Source organism: Paenibacillus sp. FSL H8-0457 (assembly GCF_038051935.1).
Classification (GTDB): domain Bacteria; phylum Bacillota; class Bacilli; order Paenibacillales; family Paenibacillaceae; genus Paenibacillus_AQ; species Paenibacillus_AQ lautus_A.
In genome coordinates, this window is record NZ_CP150293.1 from 3477002 (window position 1) to 3501693 (window position 24692).

A 24692-nucleotide genomic window follows, 5' to 3' on the forward strand; every position below is an offset into this window, starting at 1 on the left:
CGGCTTCCTCCTCACCTTTTCCTAATTTCGAAATCCAGCATGAACCCGCGCTCGTCCGCCTTGTACATCCTTACCTCCGCGTCCGCGAACCGCTGCATCCAACAGTCGGAACCTCCGAGATGCGGCCCGGCTTCTTCCTTCACCCGATCATCCGACAGGAAATCGCCGGTTACCAGCCATTTGCCTTCGCCCGTTCGGCCGCTGGCCTTCCACGGCTCGGGGACGAGCCAGTCCGCGATCATGACCGTCGCTCCCGCTTCCGCTCTTCGACGGACCGCCTTCAGCGTCTCCGCGGAAAGGCGAGTGCCGGCATCCAGAATCAATTTCGGATTTCCGAGCTGCTCCTCGCGCACCGTTTCGTCGAAGACGAGAACGTTGTTCGTCGGATAATAGAGCGGATGAACCCGCTCCTCTATGGCATGAGGCCTGCCCCGCAGCAATGGAAATTCGTCCCTCGGAACCTCCGCTTTCAAGCGATGGCGCGGAAAGGCGAAGCCGGGAATATGCATGCAGCTGCCATGCGCGGGAATGGTGCCGTGGCTGAGCAGATGCCACGCGCGGAACACACTTTGCGCAGCGTCGGGGACGGCAAGCCCCCGGTTGCCGAACAACCTTGCGTTCTGCCCGTAATTGCTGTCGTCCGAATGGATGAACGCGATGTCGGGGTCGGCTTCCGCGTGCGACCAGGTCAAGGGATGCGCCGGAATAAAGTCCCGCACGAACTCCTCCCACACCTCTCCGAACTCCGTACGGCGGAAGCTGCCGTTCCCGTGCTGCAGCAAAGCGTCGATATTTTCCGTGAACAGATGGGTCGGTCCCATAAAGTAGCCCATCTTGAGCGCCGAAGCGTACTCCTCCGGCGAGTGCCCGGGGAATCCCGGCGTCCGGATGAACCAGGGCCCGACGTCCGGTCCCCACAAATCCGCGCAAATCCACAGCCCTCGGCCGTATTGCTTCGCCGCGCCGAGCGCCGTGGAAAGCTGAAGCGACTGGAACGACTCTTTCATGATTTTGGGACAAACGATCATTCCGCCCCTGGCTTTCGTGTGGAAGAGGGTGGGGAACACAAACTCGCCTACCAAGGGCACGCCCTCCGGATCGACTCCGGCATTCGCCAGGATCCCGCGCACGTGCGCCGTCCTCTCCGCCACCGCGCGAACAACCGAATCTTGCGATTGCCGCAGCGTGTTTTCTTCCGTGGTCCCCCAATGCGGAAGGAAGGCATCCTTGCGATATTGCGAGGCGTTGATTTGGAGATGCTCGGGCTCGTCGTACAGCAGGCCGATCAGCTTGCCGCTTCCCGCGGCTTCCAGCAGCGCCTCGTCGGGCACGTCGTACCGGTTCGTCCCTTCCGCGTAAGGTCCGTTAATATTTCCGTATTCGTTGCCCAAGCACAGGTCCATGCCGTGCTTGGCCATATCGCGCACCATGGCCGATTGCCCGGCCCCGTTCGGGAACATGTGGTGCACGTAGAAATCGCAGCCAAGCTCCTTCAGCACCTGAAGGAACAAATCGGGAGCCGGGAGCGCCTCCTGGGAAGGATAGACGCTGCCCGTGCCCGTTCGCATGATTTCGTCGGACGCTGCCCCCGCCCATGAATCCTGCCAGGCGATAACGGGCCCCTGCATGCCCAGCTTTGGTCTGGCCATTTTTTCGTTCCCCTTTCCGAATCTCTCGTTCTCTCATTCTGTTATTCTTTTATTCTCTTATTCCCTCGTTCCGTCGGTATTCCGCTAATTTGTCGGTACCGCTTTCACTGCCTTCGTCGATTGACTATAATTATAGGTGCAGAATAACCAGAGTTCTCTATCTGATGTTGCTCGAAAGTTAAAGGATCTTGCTCTTCGGGGGGACCAAATGGCAAGGGTCAGCGATGATTCCTTTCATGATGATTCTGGGCCTCATTCCCACTCACGCTGCCTCTTGGACGTCCCGGCAAGCAAAGAAGCAACAGCTGTTTGCCAGCCTGACAAGCGTCTGTTCCGTTCAGACGACTCCATCAACGGTTCATATCGTGATCCTTCATGCGTGCAATTTGGCAAGCTTTCCGGCGAGTTCCAAAGGCCAATGGCAAGACCACCCATATAGACGGAGCCCATCGCTGATCGTTCGGCTATGCCTGTGCGAGTGACCGGCTTCCGCAGCAGGTCCGCCTGGAATTGCATCAAGATCGCATTAACCGTGGCCCCTCCGTCGGCGCGCAGCTCCTCCAGAATGACGCAGGATTCGCTTTGCAGAAGCTCCACTGCGTCATGCACCTGATAGGCGATACTTTCGATCGCGGCACGGACAATATGCGATTTGTCTGTCGCGCGGTTCATTCCCGTAATAGCCGCTCTTGCGTCCGGCTGCCAGTAGGGCGCGCCTAGACCGACAAAAGCAGGTACGAGGTAGACGCCTCCATGATCCGGTGCACGCTCAAGCAATTGCTCCATTTCCTGATAGGTCGCGAACAGTCCCAAGTTGTCGCGTAGCCAATTCAGGCTGTCTCCGCTAGAGCGAATGACAGCTTCAAGCGCATACGTTACCCTTCCGCCGCAGCCCCAGGCGACGGTCGAAACGAGTCCTCCGCCGGCATGGGGAGCAGCGGCTCCGACGTTCATCAGCACCGAAGTTCCTGTGCCGTAGGTCGCCTTTGCCATTCCTTCCTTCAGGCACAGGTTTCCGAACAGCGCCGCCTGCGAATCGCCGATTATGCCGGTCACCGGGACGGAAGCCCCGAGCCAGCCTTCGCTCTCCGTATAGCCGAATACTTCGTCGGAATTCCTTACTTCCGGCAGAATGCCGCGCGGAATACCGAACAATTCGCACAGCTCCTCATCCCAAGCAAGCGTATAGATATTAAACAGAGAGGTGCGGCTCGCATTCGTGTAGTCGGTTGCATGCGTCTTGCCGCCCGTCAGCTTCCAGACCAGCCAACTGTCGATCGTTCCCGCAAGCAGTCTTCCCTCATCGAGCTTCTCGCGCGCGCCCTCCACATTGTCCAGAATCCAGCGCCACTTCGTTGCCGAGAAGTACGGGTCTAGCGTCAAGCCAGTCTTCGCGGTGACCGTCCCCTCATGTCCCTGCTCCTTCAATCCCGCGCATGCTTCCGCCGTACGCTGGCATTGCCACACGACTGCGCGGCCAACCGGCTCACCCGTCATCCGGTCCCATAGGACGGCCGTTTCCCGCTGATTCGTAATCGTAACCGCCACAAGCTGCGCGGGAGATACATGCGCCTCACGCATGGCATTGAGCGCCGCAAGCTTGACATTGTCATAAATTTCTTGCGCGTCGTGCTCCACCCAGCCGGAGTTTGGGTAATACTGGCGATGATCGCGGCTGCTTCGGCTCCTCACCGTCCCGCTGGCGTTCACGATAAGCGCTTTCGTACCTGAGGTGCTTTGATCAATAGCCAATATAAATTTATCACTTGCCGACATAACAGACCTCCCTATTGCCCTAACAGTTCCTGCGCGAGACTACTGATATGTTCGACGCTGATGCCATAATGCCGGAACACTTCCGCCGTCTTGCCCGCGATAGCAGGTTCATCCGGAATGCCAACAATCCGCATAGGCACGGGATGATGCTGCACCACGACCTCGGCAACGGCCGCGCCCAAACCGCCGTGTATGCTGTGCTCTTCAATCGTAATGATTCGTCCGGTTTCGAGCGCCGCCTTCAGAATGGCTTCCTCGTCCAGCGGTTTGATCGTATGCATATTGATGACGCGCGCGGAAATGCCGGCTTCCGCAAGGGCGGCTGCCGCGTCAACCGCAACCTTCACGGTCTCTCCTGCCGCAATGAGCGTAATATCTTTACCGTCTCTTAGCGTGACGGCCTTGCCAATCTGGAATTCGTAATCATCCGATTCGTAGACGTCCTCAACTGGATTCCGCCCGATTCGAATATAGGCTCCGCCTTCATATGCAACCAAAGCTTCCGTCATCTTTTTCGTCTCATGCCGGTCGGCCGGCAGAAGTACGGCAATGCCCGGGATCGCGCGCATGACCGCCAAATCCTGTACGGAATGATGGGACATGCCAAGCGCTCCGTAGCTGACGCCGCCGCTTATGCCGACCAGCTTCACATTTGTTGCGGAATAGGCCACGTCGACTTTAATCTGCTCGATGCTGCGCATGCTCAGGAAGCAAGCCGGCGATGTGACGAACGGTTTTTTTCCGCTGTGCGCGAGACCGGCGGATATGCCGACAATGTTTTGCTCCGCGATGCCTACTTCCACGAACTGGTCTGGATACGCGCTCGCGAAAGGCGCCATCGCCGCCGAACCGCGCGAATCGCTCGCAAGGACCATAATGCTGCCATCCTCTTGAGCCAGCTCCAGCAGCGTGTCGCAAATCACTTGTCTGTTGGCTATTTTGTTCGCCATTCCTTACACGGCCCCTTCCCGTTGATACGTATCCAATACAGCTTCCAGCTCCGCGATCGCCCGCTTTAGTTCGTCGTCGCTCGGAACGTGATGATGCCAATGAGGAATGTTTTCCGCAAAAGACACTCCTTTTCCCTTCACTGTATTGGCCATCACCAGGGTAGGTTTGCCAGGTTGTGCCGGGGCTGCCTCGAATGCTTCCACAAGGGAGTCCATGTCGTTGCCGTCAACGGTTACGACATGCCAACCGAATGCCCGCCACTTATCCTCCAGCGGCTCCAGCCCCATGACTTCCTCCGTCGATCCGCTAATTTGCAGCCGGTTGCGATCGATAATGCCAATGAGATTGTCGAGCTTGTAATGCGGGCCAGCCATCGCCGCTTCCCAGACGGAGCCTTCCGCCTGCTCGCCGTCGCCCATCAGGCAGAACACGCGATAATCGCCGCCGTCCCGCTTCGCGGCAAGCGCCATGCCGACCGAGATGGCAAGACCGTGGCCGAGCGCCCCCGTATTCATCTCGATGCCGGCCACCTTGTTGTTTGGATGGCCGATCAGCCTTGTTCCGAAAGCGCTGAACGTCTTCAGCTCCTCCTTCGGGAAGAAGCCAAGATCGGCGAGAATGCACCATAATGATTCCACTGAATGGCCTTTGCTGGCAATAAAGCGGTCCCGTTGCTCCCATTTCGGCTGTTTGGGATCTACTCTCATGACACGATAATAAAGTGCGGTAAGGATGTCCGTATTACTTAATGATCCACCTGTATGTCCGGTCTTGGCAGCGTGAATCATGCTCAGCAGATCGATTCGAATTTGCGCTGCTTTCGCTTTCAATTCCCGTACTTCCATTTGCCCGTCCTCCTCCGTCTGCTTCTATAAGCCGCTGCCGCGAAGCCATGCTTGAATTTCGCGTTCTGTCGGATCGACCGGGTCCGGCGTCAATCCCGGAATATAGCTGCAAGCCTCATATAACGCCGGGATAACATTGGCATGAATGCCGACGGAATGATGCACATAAGGCCCCTTAACGAGCTTCTCTTCCCATAGCGGCCAGTCGTTGACCTCCACCCACACATAAGAACCGCGGGTATATGGGCCTTTGATACCGCGCGCTTTGCCAAGGAACAGCTGGTAATCGCCATGATCGCCGTCGAAGCGCGCCAAAGTCATATCGCCGCCTTTCACTTCGCCTTCATGCGTGCCCGGCGAATGATCGTCGAACAGAAAGTGCTTACGGAGCCTCGGCTTATCCTCCACCGACATGGATACCGGGAAGTTGCCGCAATGGAATAGCAGCTCGCCGTTCGCGTTCTCGGGATGTCGGACCGTCAGATCGGCGAAGAAGGTCGGATGCTGGTTCATCGTTGCCGCCTGAACCATGATGGATGTAATTGCACCGTGAATATCCGTTTCGCAGGTAACCGGAATTTGCTCATCGGTCAATATCGCGTTCGCGAGACAAGGCATGATGCCCATCGCATCCTGCAGTGAAGACCAGCATTGAATCGCGATCGCGGAGCTTCCCGTCCGGACGGCGAACGATTTCATGGCCGCCTTCAGAGCCGCGATGCGGATGACGTCCGCTTCGGCCACCTCCGACCAGTCCAGCTTGCGTTTAATATAATCGACGGCTTCGGCTAGCTCCGGGCTTCCGTTTTTCTCGATGCGCTTTGTTTCCCTTTGAATATCGACAAGCGTAATGGGATGGATCTCAATGCCGAACCTCTCCAGCAATTCGCCTTCGTTGCACATCATCGTCCAGAACGACGAAGGACGCGGCCCGATTTGCAAAATGCGTAAGCTGCGGAAGCTTCTGACCACATTGGCTGCCGCGACGAAATTGGTAAAACCCCGCTCAAACACCGGATCGTCAATACGGCTATTGGTCACATAAGTGAAAGGAACATTAAAACGTCTCAGCACCTTGCCTGTCGCGAACAGGCCGCATTGCGTATCGCGCAGCCGCATGCCGTCCTCCAGCGGAGATTCGTCGCGAGGCCCCCATAGCAGCACCGGCTTGCCAAGCGCCTTGCCCACACGCGCCACCGTATCCTCCGTCCCGAAATTGCAATGAGGGAAGAAGACGGCATCCACTCCGTCCTTCTTGAATCGATCCACTAATGAATCCGCATTGATATTGTCGTCATAGAGCAGCCCTTCTTCGTTAATGCCTTCCAAATCGACGATGTCGATATCCATACCGAAGCTTTCGATTTTCTCCTTGATCAGCACCTTGTACTTGAATGCGTCCTCCGCGCTGAAAACAAACCGTCTTGTTGGTGCATATCCCAATTTAAATTTTTTCAAGCATGCGCTCCTCCTTGTTTTAACTAAACAAACTTAACTAAACAATCGTATTTTCAAATAAACAGTTCACAAAAACCAAGTCAATCAAACTTATGACACCTTTAAATTAACACCGTATTTTTGTTTAGTCAATCAGTTTATATAAACAAAAGCAAATAGTTTAGTTAATAGACATAAACGTTAATATAAACTCGCAGCGTGATGTTGCTTATTATTCATGGGGATAGTAAACTAAACGTACTAAACTTCGATATTTGGAAGAAATGAAATGAGGCTGAAGTGGATTGAAAATGGAGGATATCGCGAAGCTGGCGGGCGTGTCCAAAGCCGCCGTCTCGCTTGCATTAAACGGAAAGCAAGGAATCAGCGTTGAAACGCGCGAAAAAATTATTCAAATTGCGGAGAAAAACGGCTATACCCACAAATCGAGATCGTCATCGGACGAGCCGTCTATCAAATCGCTGACGTTTCTCGCGATCGCCAATTCCGGCATTGTTCTGGAGCAATACTACCAGCAGCCGTTCTTTCGCGAACTGATCCATCATATCGAGGAGAGATGCCGTTTCTACGGCTATTCGCTTATGTTCACTTCGGTATCGCCAGATCAGTTTGCGGAGCAGCTTAAGCTGATTTCGGAGGAAAAGAGAAGCGATGGCGTCATTTTGTTAGGTACCAACCTTGGCCGCGAGCAAATTTCCGACATCGCGGGAGCGATTACGATGCCTCTTGTCGTATTGGACAACTGCTTTGAAACGCTCCCCGTTCATTTTGTATCCATCAATAATGTGCTGGGAGCCTATCAGGCAGGGATACACATTTGCGACAGCGGGCATTCATCCATCGGATATCTGGCATCTAATGTAAGAATTAAAAACTTCGACGATCGCCGGATAGGCTTCGAGTCAGCGCTTCGGGAGCGAGGGCTCGATCCAGGCGATGTGTGCGTCTTCTCGGTCGCGCCGACGATCCTTTCCTCTCAGGAAAACCTGTCGCGGCAGCTTACGGATTATTTGGCTGACAAGAAGCCGATGCCTACGGCTTTTTTCTGCGAGTGCGATTATATCGCGATCAGCGCTGTCAGAACGCTGCAAGAGCTTGGTCTTCGCGTGCCGGAGGATATATCTGTCGTCGGCTTTGACGATATTTCGGAAGCTAGAATCGTCACTCCCGAACTGACCACGGTTCAAGTAGCCAAGGAACGAATGGCCCATCTGGCTGTTGATCTGGTCATACAGTCGGCGACATCAGGCGAGACCGCCGCTTCCAAAGTCATGATCGATACGACGCTCGTACAAAGGAAGTCATCGGCATCTTCCCTAATTGCAAACGGCGAGAGCTGAAGCCAGCAACTCACATAGCCGCGGAAATCGAGTAGGCCTATGCGCATGCGCATAGGCCTCTCACAGATCCGGACGTGCGGGTCAACGCATCCGGCTCCTCCATGCATGCTGTCATACGCATCTGTGGCATTTCTTCGCATTTCCCGGTGGAGCTTTCTCACTTTTCGCCAGCTCCGCAATTGTATCGAACGGAGTCGCCTTCGGATCCAAGCATCCAAGTCTTGAAATCGTTTCAGAACATCACCTGATCTTCTGAAGCGCCTTATGTGTAGCTTGAATGGTCATAGACTCCTCCCGGGCTTTGAGCGCATCAACTTGATTTGACCCATAATGCCATAGGGAAACGTGATATAATCCGGCGTATGCTCCTTGCCTTCGGTCCGAAACGAGCCCCAGCTCGTCACTCGCGATTTGCCTCTCGCCACGTGAAAGGGTCCGAACACATTGCGCGGACTGCCCATCACTTCGATCTCCAGCCGATTGTCGCCTTCCGCCAAAAAGCCGGTTATATCGAGACCGTCCGCCGCCCTCCACGGGATGTAGCCGGCCGTTACGCCGTTCACCCTCACTTCCGCAACGACCGCCGATACCTCGCCGAGCTTCAGAATCGCACGATAATCGGGTTCATGACAATGCTTATAATCCAAATGATAGATTATGCTGCCGCAATAATGATAATAACCTTGCAGGCACCAATCGCCCGCGTGCAGCAGGGTCGGCTCAGCAATGATGCTGCGTTGCGGGCTAATCCCGAAATTGCCGATCACATAGATGTCTTCCATTTCCATATCGTTCGTGTATTCGCAGTCGAGAATCAGCTCATTGATTCCCTTGCGTAAGCCGCTTAGTTTCACGCATGAGATCGAACGATCCATATACCAGCCTTCCGCCGTTGAAGCAAGCTCTTCGCCGTTGCAGCGAATGCGGAATCGTTCCGCCCCCTCGAGCGCGAGGGAAACTTCGCTCTCTGGCACCTCATCGATATGTAACTCGAACCGGAATAGAACCTCCGTCCCATCGTTCGGATGCTTTTCCCCGATCCATTTGTACCGCTGCGTGATGCCATTGTAAAATACTTGCCTCATCCCGAGCGTATCGCGAATATGGCGCTGCGCTTGCCACACCTCCATCCGCTCGGACCAGCTTCCGCCCTGCATCTGGTAACGGCATTGATCGAGAGTCAGCACGTTGGGCATCGACCGGGTGAACCGGAACCTCGGCCCGAACGCCGCATACAAGTCGTTGTCGTTAAACGCTACCGGCACCGGGGCCGGTGCTTGTGCGGCAGGAGCCGCTGTTTCATTAATCATGTACAGCTTCGAGCCGGCCGGTTCGAATGACGCCCGAAACCGCAGCTTGCCTTCGCAGAGCCACGACTCAACTTGATGAACCTCGCCAGTCAGCGCATCCCATTCCTCTACGGTACCGATAACGGCCGTTTCGATCCGCGCGTCATGGCCGCGATTGCGGTCATTGTTAACGATGAACAGCGAGCTGCAGCCTTCAGACTTCCTAAGCATATACAACAAGCCGTCTTCTTCGGTCCCTTGCTGCCCGCGAATGGATACTTGGCGCGATAGGCCCGAGCCATGATCGAGCCAATCCATAACCCCAGCCGTATCCGCAACCGCCGTGAAGTGCGGATGATTCGTCAGCTTCGCTAGATCTTCCGACGTTCGGCCTTCCAACATCATTGGCAATGGCTGCATGGCAACGACGCGGCCGCCCGCCTCCAGAAAAAGCAGCAGCAGCTCATAGGTGGTGCGCAGCATGGTGGAGATGCTTGGCATGACCACCGCCTTGTAGGCCGCCTGTCCGATGATCAGCTTGCCGGGCTTCACTTCGCCGATCTCGCTCATAATCGTCTCGTCTCCAAGGTCGCAATCGTGATGCGCGCCGAGCAGCGCCCTGAGCAAACGATTGAACTCGTCTCCGTACCGATTAATGCCGGGGATATCGCGATCCCTGCCCCGGTTCGGCATGCCGTATGGATTGGAGCCAAGCAGCGACCAAGCCGTCGAAGCCGGATGCAGCACGAGGATGTCCCTAACCGCGCGCCCTTCGGTCAACACCGCGCCGAGCCGTGCAAAATAATCCTCGACAACGTGATTGTATTTCCACCAGCTTGTATTGTAATTAAACACCGGCGGATAATCCCGCTTACGGCAGCCTTTAATGGAATATAGCGCCAAATGTTGCGAACGGAAGTTGACCCCGAGCACATATTGCCAGTCGCCGATCCACTTCTGACCCTCGAACGTAAACTCCCATCCAGCGCAGCCATACGTTTCCGTCATCACGCGCTTACGGCCGTATTGATTTGCTACGCTCGTGCACTGCTTCACCGTCATATGCTCATCGGTCGATTCCGTCAACATGTCGATGCCGGGTATATGTTGATACCGATAATGCGGCATGATGGCGCCGCCGACCCGGGTGCCCAGACCGAGCTTATCCTCCTGCAAATAATGCCCTGTAAACGACAGGCCGTTATTGTCGCACCAATCGTAAATCTGCTTCGAGAACGCGTCGGTGAATTTCTCCGATACGGTGCGCCAATAATCATGGCGAGCCCAGGAAGAGCGGTCGCTGTCAAAGAACAGATGAGGGACTTCCTCGAGCAGATCGTAACCGCGCCGGCTCTTGAAGTAATCGGGGAATGAATACGTCCACGGCACCCAGCCGCGTCCTTCCGTAAACCTGCAATGCCGGTCATTGACGCTTGGTTCGTCGGTGAACACGCCTTTGATCGTTTGGCCGAACCGGTCGCCGACCTTAGCCTTGTATACCTCGTACGTCTCGTCGATGAACCGGCGAACGGCCTCTGGATTCATGCTGTCCGGCGGCGCCTGGTCATTAAACCATTCGGAAGGTGCTGACACCTCGACACGAAACACGAGAAGCCCCTCGGCCGCTTCAAGCGTTTTAACCGGCTCCGCAAGCGGCAGGCGCTCACAGCGGTACAACTTCATCTGGTCGATACGCGCCTTGAAGAGCGCCACTGTCCGATCATCGGCTAGGTATGGAGCAGAGGCCGTTCCGCATCTGCCGTCTTGAAGCACCTCTACCGTCAGTCCCTTGGAGCGATACTCGTCGCCGATCGCCGGCACTTTGCCGCCCGCCGTGCCGGAAGGCCAACGATCCTCGTCGTACAGCCATGCCTCCATGCCGAGCTGCTCTGCCTTCATCACCGAAGCTTCGACCGCCTCCATCCATTCCTCTCCCAGATACTCGGTTTCCAGTCCGTCCCTCGCATGCATAAAGAAGCCGCCGATTCCTTGCTCCTTCATCCCTTCGATTTGCCGCATCAATTCATCAACATCCAGCTTGTCGTTCCATGCCCAGAAGGGCGCGGACCTCGCTTCTACAGGCGGTTCCGCAAACTGCTTGCGCAGCATAGCCAAGTCGCTCATCTTGCCAACTCCTCCCCATCAAGCAACGTAGGATTACTTCGAAGCAGCTCGGGAACGGCCTCCGCATTCCCCCCGACACAGGCTGTAAGCATGCGCCATACGTCGTTGCCCGCGCCGCCGCTGAACGGGACTTCCCTATCTGTTTTCAGTGTGTCCGGTTGTACAAGCTTCCTCATCGATTCATCCGCCTCCTTAATCAGCTTAATAGGTTCAACACTTCGAGCAGTCTTGTTGATTTGTGCGCGTGAACAAAAATCAGCAGCCAGCCTTGCGGCCTAGCTGCTGTGTTTGTTGCAAGGTGAGTAGGACCCTGAATTAATTAGGCTTCAATAGCGCTTGTTCCTGAACCGCCTCCATCAGCGCGACAGCGCTCCCTTCTTGTTGGCGCCGTCATATAGCCAATCCAGCGTTCGGGAGCTTTCGCTGAACGGCGATACGTCCCGCTCCTTCAGCTCCTGATCGGCGGCGATGACGCCGAGCACCGCGTAGGCTCCTATGCCCAGGTTCAGCATATGGCTTCCGGCCTCGTACAGAAAAGCGTGAACGTTAACGCTCGGGTAGAAGGAGGTCTTGATTCCTTTGCGCAATACGGGAGATAAGCCTCCCCGTTCATCCGCATGCGTATTCTCGTCCAGGGTCGGAACCTGAAGCCATTGCGGGTCGGAGGAATTGAAATAGCCGACTAGCACGCGAACCGGCGCGTCCGTCTCGAACTCGACGGCCATTCCGCCCTTCGCCGCTTCCGCGCGGCTGAACCGGACGCCGGTCAAGCCTTCGAGCTCCTCGGCGCAGTTCTGCACGTATACCTCGCCGTCGGTGAAGAGCAAGCTGTCCTTCGACAGCGTATACGTCTCCATGCCGGTGGATTTCAGCCTGAAGGCGGCTTCCCGGTACGGCTCGATCTTCACTTCTCCGCTTACCCGCGATGGCAGCTTTCCGGCCTTCAAGTCATTCACGCTGGCTCTAAAGCCTGCGAGCTCTTCCTCGTAAATCGGGAGGCAGTCCGTCCAATGCTTAAATTTCCGGCCGTCGGGCACCGGAATTTTACGGTGCGCCGTCAGCATGCTGTTCGCGTACAGGTACGTGTTCTTAGTCAGCTCCGTCAGCTTGCGGTACCAATCCACGCTCTCCTGCAAATAAGGAACGGCTTCCTCCAACAGATTTGTATGTTCCAGGTAGTTGCCGTTCACCGTGTGTTTGTACGTCAGCACTTGGACGGCGGCCCGCACCTTGGCGCCGTAGAAGCACACCATGTACAGAATCGCTTCCACGTCGCTCGCGATTCGGTCAAATTCTTCCCTATTGTCTGTAACATGAGAGCTTGCGCGCTGTATCGCCGTCCAGGCTTGCTCCGCAAACAGCTCGGCCGATTCGATAACGTCGATCGGCGTCTCCCCGATGTGCGGTTCATCCGCCAGCTCTCGCTGGACATACAATTCGAGCCGCTCGCCTTGCGGCGCGTGATCCTCCCACAGCGCTCGATATGGGGAATAACGGTCCGGATTGGTCAATTGGCTCATCGTCATCCCAAGCGACAGCGTCTGCCGGTTGCCCTCCGTAATGCCGAAGCGGCGAAGAAGCCGCGGCGCACACTCGCCAAAAGCGTCATAGGCTTCCAACAGCGCAGCGCCCGCTTCCCTTGACCCGAACAGCGAAGCCAACTCCTCTATCCAATAGTGGCGTTCCGTCTCCGGATCGCGGTCAGGGTTCCATGCATAACGCGCCCATGCGGCATACCACATCCAATCCCGCTCCGCCTGCTTCAGCCTTGGCGTCGTCTTGTCGCCGCTGTATGGCCAATCCCAGAAGAAAAGTGGGTAAAGGTGCAGCCCGTTCGCCTTCTGCCGATCCTTTGCCGCTTGCATGCTTTTCTGAATGAAGGCGGGCGAGCCGTAGCGGAATGGCTCCAGATTCGCGAGCACGTGGACGTTGACGATATGAACCGACTGCATCCCGCTCAGATTGTTATGGGTATGCTTCCAGCCGCCTCGCGGCGTCCAGGTCGTGAGCGACTCGCCGTTATACTTGGCTTCGGTGAATAAATTCGGGTAATGCGAAATCGCCTTCTCGATAATCGGCTCCGCCTTAACCGCGTGCGCGCGGAGGATGATCGGCGGACGTTCCTTCACCTTCAGATCCCGGAGGCCTTCGTTAACGCCTGCCAGAATCGTGTCCGTGAACCATTCGGCGCCGTACACGTCTCCCTGCATCGCCTCGCCCAGGCACAGCATGAGCCCGACGCTCGGGTAGGACCTGACGAATTCCGCGATCGATTTGCGGGTGTAATCGGCGGTGATCGGAAGCGGTTTCGGCTGATGAAGCTCCAAGCCGTGTTTTTCCGCGAACGGCAGCGGGATATGAATGTTGTAGAAATTCAGCACGACCCAGATGCCTCGTTTGTCCGCTTCTACCGTCAGCCAGCCGAACGTCTCGACGTTGAGGTTGTACTCCTCTTCCGTCACTTCCAGCGCCTCCGGATAATCCTTAAGCTTCAACAAGGAGGAGAACGGATGGGCCGACCAGATGTATACGATATTGCTCCGCTGCGCGCAGAGCATGTCCAGGTATTCCGTCCACAACGCCTTGTCGTAGAACCAAGGGAAGCGATCCGGCGTAATCGGGTACTCGTATGTGCGGCGCGGAGGCTCGATTTCCGTCTTTTGCAGGCCGAGCACCGGGCCGCGGATCACAAACTTCGGCGTTTCGCCATGCGCAAGCAAATCAGGAACCCGTCCCTCGCGACGAATCCGTCCGGCCAGCTCCTGAGCTCCGTACAAGGCGCCGGTATCGTTGCCGCCCGAAACCACGATCAGATTCCCCGGCAGCGTGGCGATGTAGAAGCCTTCCTTGCCCGGCTCCTCCGAATGATAAAGAAGGACCTCCTGATTCTCAAGCGTTCGGATAAATTCCGATTCTTCCCGGTTGCCGACGTAAATTTTGAGCTCCGGCGATTTCCGGTAGGTCAAGGAGCTCCACTCCCCGTCCGCAGTCTCCGTCTCGAAGCCGCATGCTTCCAAAGCACCCTTAAGCAGCGTCAAGCCGTAAACCATCCGAGGCGATGCTTGTTCCTGGATCCCTAATCTGATTTTATTCATGTCGATCCTCCGCTTTCCATTTATTCTCTAACGATTGCCAAGTCGATTGTAGCCAATGATAGATATTCCGTCCGCTAACCTCGTGGACGCCGGGGAAAATATCGGATTGCAGCCTATGCTCCGCCCCTTCGTCTCGGTAGATGTTCCGCAGAATCTCGACGGCTTCGCGAACGGAGCCGGCAGGGAAGATCGGGTCGTTCTCGCCTGATTCGACGAACAGCGGACGCGGCGCAATGAGCCCGATCCAATCTGGCAGCTCGGCATAATCAAGCACGCCAGAAATGTAATTGTCGATGCAGTGATTAATCGACAAAATGCTTCCTTTATAAGTGCTGGTGAATCCACAAAGGACAGCGGCGTTGATCCGCTCGTCGATTGCGGCCGCGTAAGCCGCGAGAAAGCCTCCACCTGAGAAACCCATGCAGCCGATTGCCCGAGGATCGGCCTCCGCCCGCATCGCAAGGTAATCGAGCGTCCTGATTGCTTCATAGACGCGCAAGCCAGCAAGGGACATGCCGTGCATGAGCAATTGTCCCGTTAAGGAATTGCAAGAGCTGCGTTCTTTGCCGGGAACGGTATCGCGGAGCAGCCTGCGGTCGCCAAAGCCGATCATTTCCGGCGCAGCGACGATATGGCCCTGCCGTGCAAGCTCCAAGGCGAATCGGTTATGTCCGCCTTTCTTCACGCTCATCGTCCCGTCAGGCGCAAACCCCGCAACCTCCCGGCTTCCGTATCCGTGTCCATGCAGCGCCAGCATGCCGGGAAGCTTGCCGGAAGAATTCCCGGGCAGCTCCCAAGTCCGACTGCTTTCTTTAGGAATGAGAACGTAGACAGGCATGCGAAGACCGGTCACCGTTCCGATCTCGACGCGCTCCCGGACATAATCGTCATACTCCGTTCGTTCCAGGAGAATCGGATCGAGCGGCGCGCGCATTTCCTCGAACGGAACAAGCGCTGCTCGCAGATGTTCCTTCTGAAGCGCTTTCCGCTCTTCGCGGCCAAGTTCGGATTGCTTCTTTCTTGCCGCTGCGGACCGTTCATATAAAGTTTCCATAAATTTGTCAGGATTCCACATGTCGTAAACTCCTTTCCCAAATAGGCGCTATCGCAGGACGTACGAACGTAATGCCCTATTGAATCGAGTCAAGCACCGTCATACGCTTGTAACGTAACAGCTTCACCCATGGGGTAAGTTCAAAGCAGCTGTTAAATAGATCTGGAGGTGTCTTTTTTTATGACGTATTCTGTAGAAGCAAAAGAGTTTATTTTTGAAGAAGATCGCCCCTTCGCGAGCTGTCATGCGTCCACGCTGGTCGTCCTGCCGGACGGCGACGTGCTGGCCGCATGGTTCGGGGGCTCACGCGAGGGCGCTCCCGACGTGGCGATCTGGACGGCGCGCAGAACGGACGGCGGGTGGTCCGCTCCGGTCAAAGTCGCGGACGAGGAAGGCCTTCCGCATTGGAATCCCGTTCTATATCTCAGACCTGACGGCAAGCTGCTGCTCTTCTACAAGGTTGGCCCCCGCGTTGCCGAATGGCACACCCGCATTATCCATTCCGACGATAACGGCTTTTCCTGGTCCGAGCCCAAGGAGCTCGTGCCCGGCGACATCGGCGGACGGGGACCTGTCAAGAACAAGCCGATCATGCTCCGGAACGGCACGCTGCTCGCGCCGAATTCGCTTGAGCCCGCATGGGACGCTTTTATCGATATTTCCTCCGATCATGGCGATACGTGGACGCAAATGGCGATCGTTCCGCTCGATCACGGAAAGCTGAAGCTCAAAGGCATCATCCAACCGACGCTGTGGGAGTCGGAGGACGGCTCCGTCCACCTGCTGGCACGGAGCACCGAAGGCGCTATGTACCGCAGCGATTCACAGGACGGCGGCTTCACTTGGTGCGAAGCTTATCCGACCGATATGCCGAACAACAACAGCGGCTTCGATCTTGCGCGGTTATCGGACGGAACGCTTGCCATGGCCTACAACCCGACTGTGCCGCGCGAGGACGATCCGAAGGGAAAAGGTCCCCGCACTCCGCTCGTGCTTCGGTTATCCCGCGACGATGGCGCGACTTGGGGCGAAGAGCTTCCGCTCGATTCGGGCATCAGTCAATATTCGTACCCCGCGGTCGTCGCCCATGGCAACAACATCTATATTAGCTACACATGGAGAAGGGAGCGAATCGCTTTCTACCATATCGTCTTGAAACAATAGTCAGCGATTGCTCCCGAAATCAACCCTTTATATAACGGCCGCGCGCACCTCTTCGGGATTCCAGCCGTCGCGGCCTTCCAGTACGCTTCGTACCGTCAATGCCGACGCCTCTTCTTCCGTCAAATATCTGGCCCACTCTACCCGGGCCGCAGACTCCGCTCCCGGTCCCACGCTTCCGTATTCCGCATACCTCGCCGTTTTTTCCTTCGCTGGATCGCGCCAGTTGTCCCAGCCTTCCGGACGGATATGGCTTCCCATCCACGTATGAACGAAAATCACGCTTCCGTGCGGCCTCCAAGGCCGGCCGAGACTGACGGTCGCGGGAGGCGCGGCTCCGGTTAGTCTGCAGTTCATAAAGACGTAGCCGTAAGGCTGCGATTCTTCCGTGGAAGCCGCCGTCACAAAGCCGTTATGACGATCGAGACTATGAAGCTCGCAATCCTTGAACACGGCTGTCGCAGATCCGAATATGAAGTCGACGTGTCCCTCGATATAGCAGCGATCGTACAATTGTCTGCCGTTGCCCGGCGTATACAGCGTATCCTGATGGCCGAGTATCGCTACGTTCCGGAAGATTGCGCGATCTCCCTCCACATGTAGCGCAAGCGCTTGTCCCCGCTTCTCCAGCCTGCTGGCCGAATTAGCAAAGGTCATATTTTCAGCATAAAAATCTTTTGCCAATATCGTGAAGGATGGCGTGTCGTACGTCGTCATTTTCTCGCCGTTCGGCTTCAGGGTCGACACTGAATCGTCATAGAAGATGACGGCTCCGTCCCGGCTTTCACCCATCATGCACAAATTGGTTTTACTTGCGGGAACCGTTACCTTCTCCTTGTAATGCCCGTTTTTCACGACGATCAGCGTGCGTTCGACGGCATGATCCGGCGCTGCCGCGATCGCTTCCGCAACCGTTCGGAAATCGCCGTTTCCGGATTGATCAACGACCAATGTTCGCATGCGAGTTCCCCTCCTTCAGCAGGCCAGCCGCGCGCAGCGTGGCCGCAATGGTATTTCGCGCATCTGCGCCGACGGGCTGCACCGGCAGACGCGGCGAGCCGACTTCGATTCCCAGCTGGCTCAGAATCTCCTTGAGCCCTGACGGGACCGTTCCGAACTGCATCAGCTTGCGGACAACCGCGATGTCGGCTTGCGATTTCGCGGCTTCCTCCAACTGCCCTTCCTGCCAGTGTTTATAAATCGAGACAACCGTATCGGGAGCGACGTTGGCGGATGCCGCAATCGCTCCGGCGCCCCCTGCAAGCAAGGTCGACAAAATGAACGAATCCGTGCCGGCCAAAACCGCAAAGTCGGGACCCGATTGTTGAATCAGCTGAAGCACATGCTCGTAATTGCCGCTTGAATCCTTTACGCCGACGATATTGGCAATGCCGGACAACGATGCCACGGTTGCCGCTTCCAGCATAATGCCCGTGCGCGCAGGTATGTTATAGAGAACGATCGGCAAATTCGTCGAGCCTGCCGCCGCTTCGAAGTGACTGTGAAGCTCCGATTGGTTGAGTGGAACGAAGTGAGGCGTAATGACGGATAAAATATCGGCGCCCGCTTCCTCCAATTTGCACGACAAACGGATCGTCTCTGCTGTCGTAATCGCGCCGGATCCCGCGTAGAGCGGGACGGCTCCGCCGATCTCGTCGGCCGCGATTCGGACAAGCTCAATCTTCTCGTCTTCCGTTAGCGCAAAAAATTCGCCGTTCGTCCCGAGCACGAATATGCCGTGCGCTCCCGCTTGAAGCAGACGCCGAATCATCTGGCGGACGACGGGTTCGTTAAGCCGCCCCTCCTGGTCGAATGGCGTCACCATTGCGGGTATAATTCCGTGCGGTTTAATCATATACGATGAACTCCTTTGCCCTGATTTTGGTTTTCGCCATGAGTGGCCGCCTCGCGGAAGCGAAGCGCATGATGCAGCACTTCCGAAATAACCCAAGAGGGATTCCAGGTATTGGATCTGCCTCTTCCTTGGAAGTTGGACTGGAAGAACCCTTCCGCTTGTTCCCCGACGACGGTGAAGCCCCACTCGCCCGGCTTGGTGCAAATGCCTTGGCCGAGTGCGCCAAAGATCGTGCGCGCCAAGCGCACGTACGTCTCGTTGTCGGTCATGAGGCCGAACTGCCACAGCTCGAAGGTAGGGAAAAAGACGTCGAGATGATGGTTCTGCACGCTCACCCCGGGCCAGCCGACAGCCTGGAAGCCGCTTTCCCTGAACGCCGTGCCGCGATCGTAAGCCGGGTTCCACATATACACGTAGGTAAGCTGCCAATCCGCGGCGATCTCCGCCCAATTGCGGAAATGAGGTTCCCCGGTCAGACGGAAGAGCTCGAAGGCCGCGATGAAGAAAAACATGCCCGCTTCCTTGTCCTCGCATCTTGCGTCAAGCGTAGATCTGGCGAACGGCCGTTCAAAGGTTTTGGCATGCAGCGCGTAATAGCGCTCCATGCTGGCGCTGGCGGCGTCAAGATACGTCCGCGCGCCCGTCACCTGCCAGGCTTTGATTAACGCGATCAGGCATGGAATGCCGGCGGCCGTAATCTCCGTGTCCGCGGCGCTGCCGTCCGGCTTAAAGGCGGAAGGGAATATGCCTGAAGGCAATATGGCCCCCAATATAAAATCGGCGGATTGCTCGAGCGCGGCCGTCCAAGCGGAAGGAACCCGCTCCCCCCGGCTGCGGAACAGCAAAATGATATCGGCGAGGTCGCTGACGGTTTCGCCGAAGGCGCGGCTCGAGATGACGGGCTCCTGCTGCCAGCGGAAATTTTCCCACCGGCCATCCGACAAATGATACGCGCCGTTCCTGAGTCCGGGCACCGAAGTGCCGCTCTCGCGGAGATAAAAGTCGACGGCTTTCCTGCATCGCTCGATACGCTCGGGCGATTGACCGTCGAAGCCCAAAGACGCGTCGCACCAAGCCAGCTTCAAACATTGTCCGGTCCAGCCGTACATGTAGTGAAGCCCGTGCTTCTTCGACACGAGCCCGAACGAATTCCGGTCGTTGAACTTCACGTAGCCGGCTGACCGGTCCGTCTCCCGCCACCGGTCATCCATGGCCGCCGTCTTGAGCCGAATCAGTTCATCCAGCGATAGCGGATCGGCGCCCTGCGGATCGTACAGCCGAACGGCGCGGTGAACGGCCTTCGAGAAAGCCTGGCCGGGCTTCTCCTGCGGACCCCATTCCAAAGCATAGCTCTTCTCGAGCGCAAAGCCCGGGGCAAAATCGGTATAGCCGCCGGAGTACGGCTCGATTTGGCTCTTGCTCACGTATACGATGTCCTTCTCGCCACCAAACATCAGAACGCCGCTCATCGCCGCAACGGCTATGCTTCCATCACGCTGATAAGCGCCAAGCGAGCCATAATGGACGAGGCCGTCCGAATCCTCGATATAGGACGGAAGCGAGAACATCGAAAAATATCGCTCGCCGGAGTTTTCCTCGTTCCACTCGACGTTCACGCATGGGATCGGGAGCCGATGCTCCTCGCAAATAAAGCCCTTGCCCTCGCCGATGCCGAGATGCGGCACAAGCCTGGAGGGATCCGCCGACGGGTTGTTGTTGTAGATCATATGGGGGATCGTCACGTTTTCCTTGCCGCGGGAGGCGAGCTCCCATTCGAGCCCGACCGCGGCGTCGCATAGCGTGCGATCGGAACGATTCTCCCATATGGCGCAAACCCGTAGCAGCCCTTCCGCATCGAACTTCAGTTCCAATGCGAGGAACAGCTCGCCGCCGTCCGCCTCGATCCGCAGCGTGCCGCCACGCTGCTCGATTCGCGCGGCATGTAGCCGAAGCCGCTCTTCACGCCATGGACGTCCCTCCGAGTAAACCGCCATAAGTCCTAGCTTATTGCTGAAATAAGGCTCGGAGTCGCCTTCGCGGGACAATTGGATATAAACATCGTTGTCCGACTGCCATACATCCACGCTTCGGCGCTCGGCCGGACTCGTTATACGATAAGCGTTCATTTCCAGCGCTCTCCTTCCGATTTCCGTTCTGCCGCCCGGTTGGACGGTGAAGTCTTCGCCTTCTACGCCGACGCTTGCTCCTTCTCCGGTTCGTCCTGCTCCGCGCCTTCGCCGATTTTGCGCAAACGGAGCGCGTAGTAGAGCTCTCCGGGCAGCTTGATCTGGAACCGTTGCTGATACGTTTGGTCCAGCCGTTCGATCGTCATATTCCATGTATCGATAATATCCACCGCGAATTCGCCTGTCTGCATCCCGAAGTCGCGCGACGAGAACCGGTGCGGTCCGAAATATTGCAAATAATATTCGCCCCGCTTCTCGAGGGTCGAGGCATCGTGTCGCTGCCTGCTGTATGTCAGATAGCCTGGCGCATCCTCTAGCAGACCGCGCAGGAAGGCGATCCGCTCCACGCTCTCGCCGAGCAGCTCGCCGCCGTGAACCGACCAGCTTGTTCCGTCCGGCCTGCGAAGCGATTCCCCATGGGCCGCGAAGCCGCCACGGGACAAGCCTTCCCAAATTCTGTACGCCATGTCTTCCGGCGTCAACGCGTCCCTAGGCTCCGCTCCAATACCCTCGCGTCCGCAATCGTCAATGACGATCGGCTTCTCGTATTGCAGCGTGAAGTCGGAGGCAAGCATCACGTCCTCCTGACGGAGGCTGACATGCGTCAGCCAGGGAACGCCCCAATCGAAAGCGGAAGGCGTGCCATGGATCGAGCACAGATGATGTCCGTAATCGCATTCGCGAAGCGTCTGGAAATAAGCGCGCCAATCGACTTCCCGCCTCCGCGTTCCGTCGCCCAGGTCTGCCATCGTCCACCATACGTTGCGATAAGCGGCCAACCGGGAAACCGCATAACGGATATAACGCTCTTCCTGCTCCGGGGTCAACCGAATGGAGCCTTCAAGGTCCATGGAGGCCGGGAATAGGATCAGCTCCGCTTCCACGCCAATGCGGGACAAACTCTCCACGCAGGCTTCCAGCTTCGCGAAATAAGCCGGCTCGAAGCAATCACCGTCCGGCTGGCCGTCCTGGCGAATGGCAAACGGAGATATAACCGTCTCGCCGTTCCCCGCATGACCCGCCTGCGGGACAACGCTCATCCGCGCTTTGTTGAAGGGCGATGCCGTCAGCGTCCGGATCGTCCGGTCGCGGCTCGATTCGTCCTGCACATGCCAGGCCTCAAGCAGCGTTCCGAACGGCGTATACGGCTTGCCGTCCGCATAAGCGAACAGCGTCGCGTTCGATACGCTCACCGGTCCGTGATTATCGGCCCCCGCCGGCAGGCAATGGAATTGTCCGGCGTATCCTCCGGCTGGGGCGGACGCGCCTTCGATGCGAAACGACCATTCCCCCTCCTCGTCCGGCATGAACCGGATCAATAGTCTGCCTTCGCCGTCGTAGAAACCTTCTGCCACGAAATGACGATCCTCTTTGCTGAATTCAGCCCACAGACCGGAGTCCGCGAACAGCCCGTCGTCCTCGCGCCCCTTCAGTTGCAGCTCGAATATGCCAAATCGCTCTACTTCTTTTTTATATTGAATCACGCCGTTCCCTCCTCTCAAACTGCTTGCGCGCGCAAGGCGGTATAAGGTCTAGCCGGCAATGCCAAGTCGCTCTGCCCCGTGAAAGTGCCGTCAAGCGGCGTTATCGTCATCTCCCAAATATCGATGAGCTCGATCCGGTATTCCCGATCTTGGGACAGCGGGAGCTTATAGGACGAAAGCCGGTATTTGCCCAAGTACAGAAGTGCATAGCCGCCTTCCTCGCGAGCCTGCATCCAATCCTCCGGACCTTCCTCCATCACTTGGCGCAGGAATCGGATCCGCTCCGGACTTTCACCGTACATCTTGCCGCCGCTCGATATCCAGGCTCTTGTCGGCTTGTTCTCGAAGCATTCGCCATGGGCGACGAAGCCGCCTTTGGTCAGCCCCTCCCAAAAGCGGTGGATCAACTCGAGCCCCGTAATGTTCCCCCATCGCTTGGCGACGTTGCCCTCGTAGGAAATTTCGTCGACGACGATCGGCTTGCGAACGGCTTCCCGCCATTCGGTGGTCGGACTTGTATCCCAATGCTGGATGCTCTGGTGCGTGAGCCACGACTTGGAGAAATCGTACAGGGACGATTGTTCGTACATTTTGGTGCCGTTATGAATCGACCGCAGCCGCTGGTACGGATCCTTCCGCTGCACGTATTGCAGCAGCCGGTCCCAATCCTCGATCGTCTTCATCTTGTTGAAATCGTATTCGTTCGACAGCGACCACCAGACATTGCGGTACGCGCCAAGACGGGCGATGACGTATCGCAGATAGTAGAAATCCTGTTCGCGCGACATGCTGTTGAAGCCCCAGCCGCCTTGCTTGTCGTAGGGATGGAACAGAATCAGGTCGGCTTCCACTCCGAGCTTCATCAAGTCGCCGATCCGCTCCTCCAGATGGGCGAAGAACGCCGGATTGAACCGGGTCGTATCCGCATCCTCCGGGCATGTCCCCGCGAAGGCGACCATCTCCGGACGCATATCCCGCGTAGGGAGCAGGCACATCCTGACCTTATTGAACGGAGACTGCTCGAGCTCCTCCAGCGTTTGCAGCTCATGCTCTTTGCTCCCCGTATGCGTCCAGTGATAACAGGTCGTACCGAACGGCATATAAGGCGTGCCGTCCTCGAATGCGAACAAATAACCGTCCTTGACTCTTACCGGCCCGTGATTTCCTTCCGACGGCGATGTGCAGAGGAAGCTTCCCGTCGCGCCGTCCAGCTCAGGCGTGCCGCTCTTCGTGACGTATCGCCACGTCCCTTCCCGATCCGGCATGAACCGGACCCGATAGATCCCTTCCCCGTCATAGAATCCTTCCACCTCGACCCGATCGTTGCGGTATTCGAAGGTCGCCGACACGGCGACCTCCTCGAACGGATTGCCTGCCGAAGGACCGGCTAAAGCAACCTCGAATTTTCCCCAGCGTTCTACTTCTTGCATTCCCATGAGCGCACTGGCACTCCCTTCCATTCGTTGTTATTCCACAAGGCCGGTCCGCTCGACGCCTTCGGTGAACCAGCGCTGCGTAAAGAGGTACAGCAATAGCGGCGGCATGACCGCGAGAAACGACTTCGCCATATCGAGCGACTGGGCGAACAACTGTCCTTCCTCCGTCGATATGTCTCCGGTCGCCTTTACCAGCGCGATGGAGAGCGGAACGTCCTGCATCTTGAACAGGAACATCATCGGAAAATAACTGTCGTTCCAGCTCCAGACGAAAGAGAACAGGAATACGACGACAATCGCCGGCGTTGCGATCGGCAGCATAACCTTGAAGAAGACTCTGTACAGACTTGCGCCGTCGATCTTCGCCGCTTCCTCCAGCTCCTTCGGCAGAATGGAGAAAAATTGGCGGTAAATGATGACGTATAGCGCGCCCTTCAGGCCGTGCCCGAACAAAGCCGGGATCAGCATCGGGAAGTACGTATCGATCCAGCCGACTTCCCGGTACATAATAATCAGCGGCAGAACCGTGACCTGCGGCGGGATGACGAAGGCGAAGATCAAGCACACGAACCAGAAGCGCTTGAACGGAAACTTTACCCTGGCGAACGCGTATCCGGCCATCGCGCAGGCGACGAGCTGAAAGAGCGTCGCCCCGATCGACAGTCCAAAGCTGATGCCAAACGAAGTCGGGTAGTTCAGCAGCCTCCACGCCTCTTTCAGATGCCCCCAAAAAATCTCCTTCGGTATCCAGTTCACGGTCGGATCCAACAAATCGCCGAGGCCTTTCACCATGGTGGATACCATATATAAAATAGGATTGAGATACAGATAAGCCGTTTCAATCAGCACGATGTAAATAAATACGCGAAACAGCAATCCCTTATCGGCTTCCCGCCCGAGCAGCAGCAATCGAAGACGCTCGAGCAATCCAACCTGGCTGAACCGCTGCTGCCGCTGCCTTAGGACATTCCAAACTTTCTCCATCCTTC

At 56.8% G+C, this 24692-nt stretch carries 17 protein-coding genes; 2 read left to right on the forward strand and 15 right to left on the reverse strand.

Annotation, left to right across the window (positions count from 1 at the left end):
- Window positions 1-11: 11 nt before the first annotated feature.
- The 5 genes from MHI43_RS15420 to MHI43_RS15440 all read right to left on the reverse strand — a co-directional run bounded on the left by MHI43_RS15420 (window position 12) and on the right by MHI43_RS15440 (window position 6679).
- The gene (locus MHI43_RS15420; RefSeq protein ID WP_036663005.1) at window positions 12-1649 is read right to left on the reverse strand and encodes a hypothetical protein; all 1638 of its coding nucleotides are present in this window, start codon (window positions 1647-1649) and stop codon (window positions 12-14) included.
- A 252-nt stretch (window positions 1650-1901) separates the two neighbouring features.
- A complete protein-coding gene (gene glpK / locus MHI43_RS15425) occupies window positions 1902-3425 on the reverse strand; it encodes a glycerol kinase GlpK (protein WP_015735256.1) in 1524 nt (507 codons plus the stop codon).
- An 11-nt stretch (window positions 3426-3436) separates the two neighbouring features.
- Entirely contained in the window at window positions 3437-4375 is a 939-nt protein-coding gene (locus MHI43_RS15430; RefSeq protein ID WP_036663004.1) for a transketolase C-terminal domain-containing protein, read from the reverse strand.
- Window positions 4376-4378: 3 nt separating this feature from the next.
- The gene (locus MHI43_RS15435) at window positions 4379-5221 is read right to left on the reverse strand and encodes a transketolase (RefSeq protein WP_015735258.1); all 843 of its coding nucleotides are present in this window, start codon (window positions 5219-5221) and stop codon (window positions 4379-4381) included.
- Window positions 5222-5245: 24 nt separating this feature from the next.
- Window positions 5246-6679 (reverse strand): L-fucose/L-arabinose isomerase family protein, encoded by a 1434-nt coding sequence (locus tag MHI43_RS15440; protein WP_036663003.1) that lies wholly within the window; start codon window positions 6677-6679, stop codon window positions 5246-5248.
- 284 nt (window positions 6680-6963) lie between these two features.
- On the opposite strand from MHI43_RS15440, the gene MHI43_RS15445 reads away from it, so the two are divergent.
- Window positions 6964-8019: a LacI family DNA-binding transcriptional regulator gene (locus tag MHI43_RS15445; protein WP_015735260.1), complete on the forward strand. Its 1056-nt coding sequence runs from the start codon at window positions 6964-6966 to the stop codon at window positions 8017-8019.
- 281 nt (window positions 8020-8300) lie between these two features.
- On the opposite strand, the gene MHI43_RS15450 is transcribed toward MHI43_RS15445, so the two are convergent.
- The 4 genes from MHI43_RS15450 to MHI43_RS15465 form a co-directional block, all read right to left on the reverse strand.
- Window positions 8301-11432 (reverse strand): glycosyl hydrolase, encoded by a 3132-nt coding sequence (locus tag MHI43_RS15450; protein WP_036663001.1) that lies wholly within the window; start codon window positions 11430-11432, stop codon window positions 8301-8303.
- Complete coding sequence (locus MHI43_RS15455) at window positions 11429-11608, reverse strand: hypothetical protein (RefSeq protein ID WP_015735262.1); 180 nt, start codon at window positions 11606-11608, stop codon at window positions 11429-11431. Before MHI43_RS15455 ends, MHI43_RS15450 begins: the two co-directional genes overlap by 4 nt.
- 180 nt (window positions 11609-11788) lie before the next feature.
- A complete protein-coding gene (locus MHI43_RS15460; RefSeq protein WP_036663000.1) occupies window positions 11789-14527 on the reverse strand; it encodes a hypothetical protein in 2739 nt (912 codons plus the stop codon).
- Complete coding sequence (locus MHI43_RS15465; RefSeq protein ID WP_036662999.1) at window positions 14520-15602, reverse strand: alpha/beta hydrolase family protein; 1083 nt, start codon at window positions 15600-15602, stop codon at window positions 14520-14522. The genes MHI43_RS15460 and MHI43_RS15465 overlap by 8 nt, the downstream gene beginning before the upstream one ends.
- Before the next feature lie 159 nt (window positions 15603-15761).
- Here MHI43_RS15465 and MHI43_RS15470 point away from each other — a divergent pair, with 159 nt between their 5' ends.
- Entirely contained in the window at window positions 15762-16745 is a 984-nt protein-coding gene (locus MHI43_RS15470) for a sialidase family protein (RefSeq protein WP_015735265.1), read from the forward strand.
- A gap of 27 nt (window positions 16746-16772) precedes the next feature.
- On the opposite strand, the gene MHI43_RS15475 is transcribed toward MHI43_RS15470, so the two are convergent.
- From MHI43_RS15475 to MHI43_RS15500, 6 genes are all read right to left on the reverse strand, one after another.
- Window positions 16773-17702 (reverse strand): pectinesterase family protein, encoded by a 930-nt coding sequence (locus MHI43_RS15475; protein ID WP_015735266.1) that lies wholly within the window; start codon window positions 17700-17702, stop codon window positions 16773-16775.
- Window positions 17683-18597, reverse strand: coding sequence for a 4-hydroxy-tetrahydrodipicolinate synthase (gene dapA / locus MHI43_RS15480; RefSeq protein WP_015735267.1), 915 nt, complete (start codon window positions 18595-18597; stop codon window positions 17683-17685). Before dapA ends, MHI43_RS15475 begins: the two co-directional genes overlap by 20 nt.
- The gene (locus MHI43_RS15485; protein ID WP_036662996.1) at window positions 18594-20723 is read right to left on the reverse strand and encodes a hypothetical protein; all 2130 of its coding nucleotides are present in this window, start codon (window positions 20721-20723) and stop codon (window positions 18594-18596) included. The genes dapA and MHI43_RS15485 overlap by 4 nt, the downstream gene beginning before the upstream one ends.
- Before the next feature lie 62 nt (window positions 20724-20785).
- Complete coding sequence (locus MHI43_RS15490; protein ID WP_162164395.1) at window positions 20786-22267, reverse strand: DUF5605 domain-containing protein; 1482 nt, start codon at window positions 22265-22267, stop codon at window positions 20786-20788.
- 14 nt (window positions 22268-22281) lie between these two features.
- A complete protein-coding gene (locus MHI43_RS15495; RefSeq protein ID WP_036662993.1) occupies window positions 22282-23703 on the reverse strand; it encodes a DUF5060 domain-containing protein in 1422 nt (473 codons plus the stop codon).
- A 30-nt stretch (window positions 23704-23733) separates the two neighbouring features.
- Window positions 23734-24687 carry a carbohydrate ABC transporter permease gene (locus MHI43_RS15500; protein ID WP_015735271.1) on the reverse strand — a complete coding sequence of 318 codons (954 nt, stop codon included), beginning with the start codon at window positions 24685-24687 and terminating at the stop codon, window positions 23734-23736.
- Window positions 24688-24692: the final 5 nt, after the last annotated feature.